At 51.2% G+C, this 10,467-nt stretch carries 8 protein-coding genes; 5 read left to right on the forward strand and 3 right to left on the reverse strand.

All coding sequences use genetic code 11. The features are described 5' to 3' along the window. Nucleotides 1-17: 17 nt before the first annotated feature. Together LQZ19_RS04220 and LQZ19_RS04225 are read right to left on the reverse strand one after the other, a co-directional pair. Nucleotides 18-1,100, reverse strand: a complete 1,083-nt coding sequence (locus LQZ19_RS04220; protein WP_411046407.1) for an extracellular solute-binding protein — start codon at nucleotides 1,098-1,100, stop codon at nucleotides 18-20. Then, nucleotides 1,097-2,374 (reverse strand): saccharopine dehydrogenase family protein, encoded by a 1,278-nt coding sequence (locus LQZ19_RS04225; RefSeq protein WP_411046408.1) that lies wholly within the window; start codon nucleotides 2,372-2,374, stop codon nucleotides 1,097-1,099. Before LQZ19_RS04225 ends, LQZ19_RS04220 begins: the two co-directional genes overlap by 4 nt. A 356-nt stretch (nucleotides 2,375-2,730) precedes the next feature. Here LQZ19_RS04225 and LQZ19_RS04230 point away from each other — a divergent pair, with 356 nt between their 5' ends. The 5 genes from LQZ19_RS04230 (at nucleotide 2,731) to LQZ19_RS04250 (ending at nucleotide 7,450) form a co-directional block, all read left to right on the forward strand. Further along, the gene (locus tag LQZ19_RS04230) at nucleotides 2,731-3,954 is read left to right on the forward strand and encodes an ABC transporter ATP-binding protein (protein WP_411046409.1); all 1,224 of its coding nucleotides are present in this window, start codon (nucleotides 2,731-2,733) and stop codon (nucleotides 3,952-3,954) included. Continuing rightward, entirely contained in the window at nucleotides 3,951-4,832 is an 882-nt protein-coding gene (locus LQZ19_RS04235; RefSeq protein ID WP_411046410.1) for an ABC transporter permease, read from the forward strand. Before LQZ19_RS04230 ends, LQZ19_RS04235 begins: the two co-directional genes overlap by 4 nt. After that, nucleotides 4,829-5,698, forward strand: a complete 870-nt coding sequence (locus LQZ19_RS04240) for an ABC transporter permease (RefSeq protein ID WP_411046411.1) — start codon at nucleotides 4,829-4,831, stop codon at nucleotides 5,696-5,698. The genes LQZ19_RS04235 and LQZ19_RS04240 overlap by 4 nt, the downstream gene beginning before the upstream one ends. Nucleotides 5,699-5,791: 93 nt before the next feature. After that, the gene (locus LQZ19_RS04245) at nucleotides 5,792-5,950 is read left to right on the forward strand and encodes a hypothetical protein (RefSeq protein WP_411046412.1); all 159 of its coding nucleotides are present in this window, start codon (nucleotides 5,792-5,794) and stop codon (nucleotides 5,948-5,950) included. Nucleotides 5,951-6,106: 156 nt separating this feature from the next. After that, nucleotides 6,107-7,450, forward strand: a complete 1,344-nt coding sequence (locus LQZ19_RS04250; protein WP_411046413.1) for a putrescine aminotransferase — start codon at nucleotides 6,107-6,109, stop codon at nucleotides 7,448-7,450. Here LQZ19_RS04250 and polA read toward each other — a convergent pair. Beyond that, nucleotides 7,444-10,347, reverse strand: coding sequence for a DNA polymerase I (gene polA / locus LQZ19_RS04255; protein WP_411046414.1), 2,904 nt, complete (start codon nucleotides 10,345-10,347; stop codon nucleotides 7,444-7,446). The genes LQZ19_RS04250 and polA overlap by 7 nt on opposite strands. Nucleotides 10,348-10,467: the final 120 nt, after the last annotated feature.

Raw genomic sequence — 10,467 nt, forward strand, 5'->3', positions numbered from 1 at the left:
CCAGTGGTCACCCCTGTTTAGCTGCCAATGCGGATTTCGTTAAACCACATGTCGGTGTAGTAATCAAGTGCGTCATCGACGTCATATTCCAGCTGGGTGCGGAGCATATCTTCTTCGGTGACAAAGGATTCTTCTGCCTTCAGTTCCCGGGCGGGAATATTTACCGTGGAAGGGAAACCAAAGTAATCGGTGAATTCGGCGTATATATCGGGGCGGTGTATAAAATTTATGAATTGATACGCCAAATCAGTGTTTTTGGCATCCCTTAGGATACACATACCGTCAAGATACGCGGGAGCGCCTTCTTCGGGAATGAAAAATTCAGTGTTTGAAAGAAGCGATTCGTTATCGGTTATTTCATCAAGAACGGCTTCATAAAACCCATATACAACCCAAAAGTCGCCAATCACATAACCTTTGCCAAAACCTTCGGAATCAAACTTAGTGATATTCGGTTTCCATTTTGTAATGATAAAATCCTTTGCTTCGCTAATTTCATCCCGGTTTGTCGAGTTTCCCGAGTATCCCAGCTTTATGAGGGCGGCGCCCATAATCTGCCGCATATCGTCAAGCATAACCATTCTGTTTTTTAAATCTCCCCGCTCAAAGATCGACCAGCTTCTTTCAAATTCCGGCACATTTTTTGTGTTTACAATGATGCCCGCCGCTCCGTAATAGTAGGGCACATGATAGTCAAAGTCGGGATCAAAAAGGCATTTCTCCTTAATTTTTGGATCAATGTTGACCAGATTGGGGATCTTGTCCTTGTCAATTTTTGCCAGCATCCCCTGGTTTTTCATGATTGAAATATAATCTGCGGATGGGAATATGATATCGTAACCAGTACTGCCCGCCTGTAGTTTTGCGTAGAGTTCTTCATTTGAGGCGTATTCATCGTAAATTACCCGAACGCCGAACTCTTTCTCGAATTTTTCGATAATTGAATCCGGACAGTAATAGGTCCAATTGTAAATGTAAAGCCGCCGGCCTTCGTTGTTTCCTTCGGAAACAACGCCGCTTTTTTTGCAGCCGCCGTAAAGTAACACTGAAATAGCAGCCAGCGTTATCCCCAGAACGGTAAATCCCTTCATCTTGTTCATTCTTTTCCTCCCCGACTGATTAGTTCTAACAGATTATTTTCATCAAGCGATTTTGAATATTCGCTGTCCATTTCCCGGATTCCCGCAGGAAAACCATATTTCGCCAGACGTTCTATAAAAGGAAACGGGTCAAATGATTCGGGGCCGTAAACACCCTTCAGATCCCAGATACCCCTTGCGATCAGTTCCATCATTATTACTGGGCCAACTGCGGTCTGGGCAACAACAGAATTGGTGGTGTATTTTTTTACGCAATCCTGGTTGTCCGACACCTGATACAGGTATACTGAACGGCGTTTTCCGTTTTTCACGCCCCGTATCCATGCCCCGGCGCAGCCTTTCCCCTCCATGGCGCTGCTTGATTCAATGGGGTTCGGTATCACCCTTACTAAAAAATCCCTGGGTGTAATTGCGGCGCCCCCCAGTTCCAGGGTCTTTTCCTTGTCCGCCATGCCGACAGACTCAAGATTGAGGAGCAGATCCCGAAACGCCTTCGGTACGCCGTATTTAAAGGTAACACGATTACAATCAATAACCCGTGGTACCAGGATCACTTCTTCGTGTTCCACATTTACCACTTCCACATCCCCTATACCTCCGGGGAAATTAAAGATTTCGGGTTCTGAAAAACGTTCCGTGGTGAACCATCCCTTGCCCTTCTCCCAGATGATTGGGGGGTTTAAACATTCCTCTATGGTCGTCCATACTGAAAACCCGAAACCGCCCCCGGTGTAGTTGTCGCCGTCGCGGATATTTACCTCGTCAATCGTGTCAAACAGACGCTCCTTGGCGAAGCGCACAAAACAATCAACCATCCCCGGCTCAACCCCCGAACCGGCGATGGCGGTACAACCCGCCTTTACCCAGTCATCGTGTTTGGCAAACTGATAATCACCCAGTTTTACATTCACCTTATGGTAGGGATCTGTGGGATGCGGCCGGGAAAGGGTCATGGCGCAATCCAGATAGCCCACCTTGTTTTGCAGGCAGGCATCAAAAATTGTTTCATTATAAGAAGGCTCAACTGCGTTCATCACAAAGTGTATAGTATGTTTTTTTATGATTCCGGAAATGCCCGCGCTGTCCCTGGCGTCAACTTTTTCGGGGATAAACCTCGTCGTTCCTCCGCATAGGGCGGCTGCCTCCTCTGCCCGCTGGAGATTATAGTCCGCTAAAACAAGCTTTTCCGCCCAGGACCCTTCTGCACCGGCTTGCTTGATTATCATCGCCGCTGATCTGCCGACACCACCGGCGCCGATGATCAAAATATTCATACTATCCCCCTTTATATCCAATGAAATGCATGTTAATACAAAAATATTTGTATAGTCAATCCTTTTTACATTTTTATACATTTTTTATGCAGTTTTATTGTTTGATAATTAAATGTAATGATAAAATAGAAAATATTTCATACAAAATTGTATTAATTATAAATATTTCATACATAATTGTATATTTTTATCGTTATAATAATAAAAAATCCTTCAAAAAACCGGACTTTCTCGATATAACAAGCGCTTTTTGAAAGGTTTTACCTCAAAAGGAAGATTGTCCGGATATTGGCATGGTTCTTGCTAGATATAAGTATACCGGGGACCGGGAGGCCCGTAGGAGGTTTGTCTTGGTAATGATTGGCAGTAATGTTAAAATCACGGGGCTGAATAAAAGTTTTGGTGATTTCTCGGTTTTAAATAATATCAACCTCGAAATTAAACAGGGAGAATTCTTTTCACTTCTGGGTCCCTCGGGCTGCGGCAAAACCACCCTCCTGCGTATCATTGCGGGTTTTGAAATGCCCGGCGATGGTGTAGTTTTACTGAACGATCAGGATGTGCTGCCCCTGCCGCCGGATAAGCGCCAGGTCAACACGGTTTTTCAGAACTATGCGCTTTTCCCCCATCTTACGGTATTTGAAAACGTAGCTTTTCCCATCAGGCTGAAACACTTTGACAAAAAACTGATCAACGACAAGGTGATGGACTACCTGAACCTGGTTCAGCTTGAGGCCCATGCCCACAAAAAACCGAACCAGCTTTCGGGGGGGCAGAAACAGCGGGTCGCCATTGCCCGGGCGCTTATCAATGAGCCGAGGGTCCTGTTGCTTGATGAGCCTCTTTCGGCGCTGGATGCGAAATTGCGGCAGCACATGCTCATTGAGCTTGACGAGATCCACGACAAAATCGGCATTACCTTCATTTATGTAACCCATGATCAGCAGGAGGCCCTTTCCGTTTCCGATCGTATCGCCGTGATGAACAAGGGTGATGTGCTGCAGGTGGGAACCCCCTACGAAATATACGAAAGCCCGGCCACGGATTTTGTAGCCCATTTTATCGGCGACACCAACCTGTTTGACGGCGTCATAAGTTCCGTGGAACCCTTCGATAGGGGGGCGGAACACGAGGTTTTGGCCGGGATCGATGTACCCGGTCTGGGCAGGATAAAGGTTACCACCCTGGACGAGATACATGTGGGGGATAAGGTGAGCTGGACCATACGGCCTGAGAAAATTCTTATTTCCAAGGAAAAACCCGCCGGCAGCAGAAATGATATAAATATGCTCCATGGCATGGTAAACGAGCCCATATATTCAGGTTTCCAGACAAAGTTTTATATCAAAGTTGATGGAATAGACGGGACTGCGGCAGAAGCCGGCGCTTCCTCCAGAGTTATTCCCGAGACGGGAATCTCTTCGGATAAAAACATAACCCTGCGGGTTATGAAACAACACGCTGTGTATTCCGACGAGGGACCGGATATTGTCTGGAAAGACGAAGTGTATGTAACCTGGAGCGCCGTTGACAGTTATATTGTGGAAATTAAAGAATCCGCAAAGGGGGCCGGACAATGAACGCACTGTCCGGCGGCAGCCGCAGGAACCTGGGGCCTTTTTATACGGGTGCCATGGGAATCTGGTTTACGGTCTTTTTTATGGCTCCCCTGGCAATTATTGTGGTGTACAGTTTTCTTGTCAAAGGCCGGTACGGCGGCGTCTCCTGGGAATTCAGCCTTGACGCCTATAGGGGACTTGCAAACCCAAGCCTGATCAAGATTACCCTCCATACTATTGGTACTGCCCTGACTGCAACCTTAATAACGATTGTGATTGCCATGCCCTGTGGGTATTTTATGGCCAAAAGCCGGAACCAGACTACCCTGCTTTTGTTCATCATAATTCCATTTTGGACCAATTTTCTCATCCGGGTTTTTGCGTGGATGAACATCCTGGGTAACAACGGTTTTTTGAATGAATTTTTGATGGGTATCGGGGTTATTAAGGATTATATTCATTTTTTATACAATCAAAACACGGTAATTTTAGTGTTGGTTTATATGTATCTGCCCTACGCTATTTTGCCGCTTTTTTCATCAATTGATAAATTCGATTTTTCTTTGCTGGAAGCCGCCCGGGATCTTGGGGCGTCAAAATTTACCGCCATTGTAAAGGTGCTTTTCCCGAACATCCGGAGCGGGATTTACACTGCGGTGCTGTTTACCTTTATTCCCATATTCGGCGCCTATGCGGTTCCTTTATTGGTGGGGGGTAAGGAGTCCTATATGCTCGGCAACGTTATTGCCGACCAGCTTACCAAGAGCCGTAACTGGCCTTTGGCATCGGCGATTTCCATGGTCCTAACCTCTATTACTACCATAGGGGTCATTGTGATGATGGCCCTGCAGCGGAAGGATGCAGCAAAAAACACCGATGTGAAGGGGGCGGCTAAATGAGTTTCAAAAATATTGTTAGATCCGCAATCACCGTAATCAGGCCCAGAAGCCCTCAGAGTGAAGCCGGCAGGCACGCACGCCGGGCATACCGGAAGAATTTTTCATTTTCCCAGACTGTTTTTATTGCAACCATAGTTTTTCTGTTTTTGCCGCTGTTTGTTTTGGTTTTGTATTCATTCAATTCATCGAAGAGCATGAATTTGACCGGATTTTCCTTTATTTGGTACGAAAAGTTATTTTTCCATTCCCGGGATCTGTGGCGTTCCTTCTGGAATAGTATGTTAATCGCCATTACCTCCGCCGGAACCGCCACAATCATAGGAACTCTGGGCGCCATAGGGGTCAACTGGTACCGTTTTAAGATGCGCAGTTATATTCAGGCTGTTTCGTTTCTGCCCATGGTGCTGCCGGAAATCATCGTGGGGGTGTCTTTATCGATTTTCTTTGCGGGCATAGGGCTTAAATTGGGGCTGCTCACGATTTTTATCGCCCATACCACCTTCAATCTGCCCTTCGTGTTTCTTATGGTTATGGCCCGTCTTGACGAGTTCGATTTTTCCATAATTGAGGCGGCCCATGATCTGGGCGCTACGGAGCGGCAAACCCTGTTCAAGGTGACGATTCCAATTTGTATGCCCGGTATTGTCTCGGGCTTTCTTACGGCGATTACAATTTCCCTGGAGGATTTTGTCATCACCTACTTTGTGTCTGGTCCCGGCTCGTCCACCCTGCCCCTGTATATTTATTCCGCCATCCGTTTCGGCGTGTCCCCGGTGATCAACGCCATGTCGGTGGTAATGATTTTTGGCACAGTTTTATTAACATATCTCTTGCGTAATTTCTTAAAATACATAGCGGCGAAATAATGGGGTTTAGTATGATGAAAAAAAGCGGAGGCTTTAAAAGGCCTGTTTTGGGATTGGGCCCGGGTTTTTTAACCGGTTTTGTTTTGCTGGCAATTGCCGGCTACGGTAAATGTCCCCGCCCGGTCCTTGGTTGATGGGACGCCGATTTACACCCCCGAAGATTTGGCGCCCACGGAAATAAAAGACGATGTGGGGGAAGCGCTGGATCTGTATAACAATGTCTGGTTTGACCGGGTCAGAATCGGGGAGTAGCCCCGGTAATTATAGTAAAGAGTAAGGAGAATATTTGAATGGAAGCAAAACGGGATCATCGTTTTACAGAGTTTGCGGGCAAAAAATATGCCCGCAAACGGCAGCCCCTAAGCATCGGTTGGAATGAACCGATTTGATACTGTATGGAGGCATGGTATGAGTTATGAAGAAGTAAGTAAAGATTTGGAAAGTGTTTTAGGATTTATAAAAAGCGAAAAACTGTCGGAGAGGGATAAAAAGAAGATCACCTCCGATACACTGCATTTTTTTGATAAGTATGTGAGCCCCGGTTGGCTCAAGTACCGAAAATCGGTTTCCACCAATTCTGCGGTGGTAGAATGGACCGACCATGATAATTACTGTGCGGGCCTTTACGGCGAGCAGTTTATTGACTGTCTGGGCGGTTTCGGCATCTACACCTGCGGCCACCGCAACGAGGAAATTCTTTCCATAGTCAAGGCGCAGCTGGAACACCAAGCCCTTCATTCCGGGGAACTCCTGGACCCCCTGCGGGGTTATTTAGCAAAGGCCGTGGCGGGCATTACCCCCGGGGACCTTGAAAAATGTTTCTTTACCAACGGCGGCGCCGAGGCGGTGGAAATGGCGCTTAAACTGGCGCGCATCGCCTCCGGGGGCAAGTGGTTTATCTCCGCAGTAAACGGATTCCACGGCAAATCCATGGGGGCCATTTCCGTGGGGGGCAAGTCCACCTATCGGATTCCCTATACCCCCATGGTGCAACAGGTCCAGCATGTTGAATTCGGTGAAGCCGAGGATATCAGAAAAGCTATTACCAATCTCCAAGCCGTGGGCGAAAGCGTTGCTGCGGTGATACTGGAGCCCATACAGGGCGAAGCGGGGGTCATTATCCCCCCCGATGGCTACCTTAGGGAAGTGCGGAGGATCTGCGACGAAAAGGGAGTCTTCCTGATTTTTGATGAAATACAAACCGGCATGGGCCGGACCGGTACATTCTGGCGCTGTCAGTCTGAGGATGTTACCCCCGATATATTGACCTATGGCAAGGCCTTTGGCGGTGGCATCATGCCCATCACTGGCATCATTTGCCGGCCCCATCTTTGGACAAAAAAGCTGGTGGAGAACCCCTGGCTTTTGGGGTCCCCCACCTTCGGCGGGAATCCGGTCTGCTGCTCCGCCGCCCTGGCCACCATAAAGTACATGATAGACCACGATATTCCCGGTCTTTGCCGGGTCAAGGGCGCCTTACTTAAGGGCGGCCTGGATAAGCTTGCTCAAAAATATCCACAGCTTATCCACGATGTCCGTGGTGCGGGTTTGATGATAGCGGTGGAATTTGCCAGTACTGAAACAGGCTACAACGTTGCCAAGGGACTTTTTTCCCGGGGGGTTATGACCGCCGGGACTCTGGTAAACGCAAAGTGTATCCGTTTCCAGCCTGCGGCGATTATTCCGGAAGAAGATATAGCGGCGGTATTGGAACGCATGGACGAAGCCTTAGCCGATACGGCCCGTCAATGAAAGTCCCCCCAGCGTTTGCCGGTTTCTACGCTGACCCGCAGGGGTATCCGCAGTTTTACTGCTTTTTCCATCACCTCTTTGACCAACGCTGCAGCCTCCGGGGCGTCGGCCTTGGGGCACTCCAGGATAAGTTCGTCGTGGACCTGTAGGAGCAGTTTTGCTGTGCTTTTCTCTTTGGTAAGCCGCTTGTCCAGGTTGAGCATGGCGGTCTTGACTATGTCCGCCGCGGAACCCTGAATGGGGGTATTCACCGCAACCCGTTCGGCTCCGGCTTTTTCGGTTTTGTTCCGGGAATTGATCGCCGGGATATAGCGGCGCCGGCCCAGTATGGTGGAGGCGTAACCGGTTTCCTCAGTTTTTCTGATGAGCTCGTCAATGTAGCTGCGGATCCCCGCGTAGGTTTTGAAGTAGGCATCGATAAAAGAGGCCGCCTCGGTACGGGTGATATTGAGCTCGTTGGACAGGCGGAAGGCGCTCATGCCGTACATGACCCCGAAGTTGATGGTCTTGGCTATGCGGCGCTGATCGCTTTGTACGTCCTTTTCGTCTATGCCGAAGATGAGGGCGGCGGTCCGGGCGTGGACGTCCTTACCCCCCTTGAAGGCGGCGATGAGGTTTTCGTCCTGGGACAGGTGGGCCAGTACCACCAGTTCTATCTGGCTGTAGTCCGCGGAGATGAGAACGCAGCCCGGCTTGGCGATAAAGGCTTCCCGGATGCGGCGGCCTTCCTCGTCCCGAATGGGGATGTTCTGCAGGTTTGGTTCCCGGCTGGAGAGGCGGCCCGTGGCGGTGCCGGTCTGCACAAAATTAGTGTGGAGCCGGCCTTCCTTGTCCGCAATGTCCGCAAGCGCATCCACGTAGGTGGACTTGAGTTTCGCCAGGGTACGGTGGCGGAGAATCTTGGCGGGTACCGGGTCTTCCCGGGCAAGCTCCTCCAGGACCGATACGTCGGTGGAGTAGCCGGTCTTAGTCTTCTTCCCCGGCTTGAGTTTCCGCTCCGTAAAAAGCACATCCTGGAGCTGCTTGGGAGACGCCAGGTTGAATTCGTGGCCCACCAGCTTGTAGGTATCCGCCTGTATTTGGTCCAGTTCCGCCGATAGTTCCACCCCGAAGTCCCGGAGGACCTTGGGTTCAATCTTGATACCCAGCCCTTCCATCTCCGCAAGGATGGGGAGCAGGGGCATTTCCAGATCCCGGAAGAGGCCCATGGAACCGGATTTTTCGAGGCGCTGTTCCAGGAAGGCCTTGGCCCGCAGGGTAAGGTCCGCATCCTCCGCGGAATACCGGGTTGCGGTTTCCAGGGGAACCTGGTCGAAGGTTCCGCCCTTGGGAACGATGCTGTTGTAGGCAACGGGGGTATGGCCAAAATGGTAGCTGGCCAGGGAATCCAGGGAATAGTTGTTCCGCTCCGGATCGTCCACCCAAGCCGCAACCATGGTGTCCCAAATCCTGCACTTCCACCGGGGGAGTCCCCAGCCGCGGCTTACCTTGTAATCGTACTTAGCGTTGTGGGCTGCTACGGTCATAGCCGGGTCCGCCAGCAGGGGAGCCAGTGCTTCCCGGATCACAGCGGGATCGATGAAGGGCGCAGGGGTTCCGGCGTCAGAGCCATCCGCCGCCGTTCCCTGGTGGGGCGCCACGGGCACGTAGTAGGCCTGCTTGGATTTCAGGGCCAGGGAGATGCCGATGGGGTGGGCGTTCCAGGCATCCAGGGAATCGGTCTCAAAGTCCAGGGCGATGAGGCTTTGTTGACGAGCTTTGATGAGGAGCGCTTCGAACTCGGCAAAGTCCAGGATGGTTTTATAGACGCCGTCCCCCAGGAGGGCCGCATCCACGGGGCTTTGGTCAGGGCGCTGACCGCCGTAGACTGGGCTTGGAACTCCGTCGGCGGTCGAACCGTTATCCGCAGCCTTGTCTCCGGTCTTCTTGGCAGCCGGGTCCAGGACCGCCGCTAATTGCCGTATCCCCTCACGAAGCAGGACCTGTGCGGCAGCGGGGCGGTCCAGATCTTCTACTGAAAGATCATCCAGGGCGTTTATCGAAAGGGGCGCTTCGTAGCTCAGGGTTATCAGAGATTTGGCCAGGTAGGCGCTTTCCTTGCCGGCGGCGAGTTTTTTGCCTACCGCGCCTTCAATACCGGCAAGATTTTTGTAGATTTCATCCAGGGAACCGTAGCGGGCCATGAGCTTAACCGCAGTTTTATCACCCACCCCTTTGACGCCCGGGACATTGTCGGAAGTATCGCCGGTGAGGGAGAGGAGGTCAAGGATCCGGTCCGGGTTTACACCCCATTCAAGCTTAACTTCCTCTACGCCTACCAACTCGTAGGAGAGGCCGCCCTTGACGGTGTTGGTCCCGCCGCCGGACCCCGCTTCCCCGGCCTTTGCCGCCTTGGCGGGGCGCAGCTGGTAGGTACCGTCACCCACTAATTGGAGAAGGTCCTTGTCCGAGGAAAGGACGTAGCACTGCCGTCCTTCTTCCCGGCATTTTTTCGCCAGGGTGGCGATGATATCGTCCGCTTCGAAGCCCGGGGCCTTGAGGGCCGGGACCTTGAGGGCAGCCAGGACTTCTTCCACCAGGGGAACCTGGGTGTGGAGATCATCCGGGGCTTTCTGCCGGGTGGCTTTATATTCGGGGTATTGCTTATGCCGGAAGGTTGGGGTGGGGGAGTCGAACACCACCGCCAGCCGCCGGGGCCTTTGGGGAGTGGGGAGGATCTTCCCCGATGCGTCCGCCGCGGCAGCGCCCTCGTCCAGGAGGCTCACCAGGGTACGGGCAAAGCCGAAAAGGGCGGATACGTTCTGGCCCCGGCTGTTCCGCAGGGGGCGGTTCAGGAAGGCAAAGTAGGAGCGGTAAATAAGGCCGTAGGCGTCGATTAGATAGAGGGGTTCTTTCATACTCCTATAGTATTGTATGTATCGGCTTCCGTAAAGTTCTAAATTATCCTACCGGTCAATGACATTTAACCCTTCACGTCTATCATTGATGGGACGCCGGTATCGGCATAGATGGATTGG

It is taken from the genome of Treponema primitia, assembly GCF_046533075.1.
Lineage (GTDB): Bacteria > Spirochaetota > Spirochaetia > Treponematales > Breznakiellaceae > Termitinema > Termitinema primitia_B.

Excerpts from the sequence above, each read along its gene's own strand:
- LQZ19_RS04220 (WP_411046407.1), bottom strand. The coding sequence starts at position 1,100 with ATGAACAAGATGAAGGGATTTACCGTTCTGGGGATAACGCTGGCTGCT.
- LQZ19_RS04225 (WP_411046408.1), bottom strand. The coding sequence starts at position 2,374 with ATGAATATTTTGATCATCGGCGCCGGTGGTGTCGGCAGATCAGCGGCG.
- LQZ19_RS04230 (WP_411046409.1), top strand. The coding sequence starts at position 2,731 with ATGATTGGCAGTAATGTTAAAATCACGGGGCTGAATAAAAGTTTTGGT.
- LQZ19_RS04235 (WP_411046410.1), top strand. The coding sequence starts at position 3,951 with ATGAACGCACTGTCCGGCGGCAGCCGCAGGAACCTGGGGCCTTTTTAT.
- LQZ19_RS04240 (WP_411046411.1), top strand. The coding sequence starts at position 4,829 with ATGAGTTTCAAAAATATTGTTAGATCCGCAATCACCGTAATCAGGCCC.
- LQZ19_RS04250 (WP_411046413.1), top strand. The coding sequence starts at position 6,107 with ATGAGTTATGAAGAAGTAAGTAAAGATTTGGAAAGTGTTTTAGGATTT.
- polA (WP_411046414.1), bottom strand. The coding sequence starts at position 10,347 with ATGAAAGAACCCCTCTATCTAATCGACGCCTACGGCCTTATTTACCGC.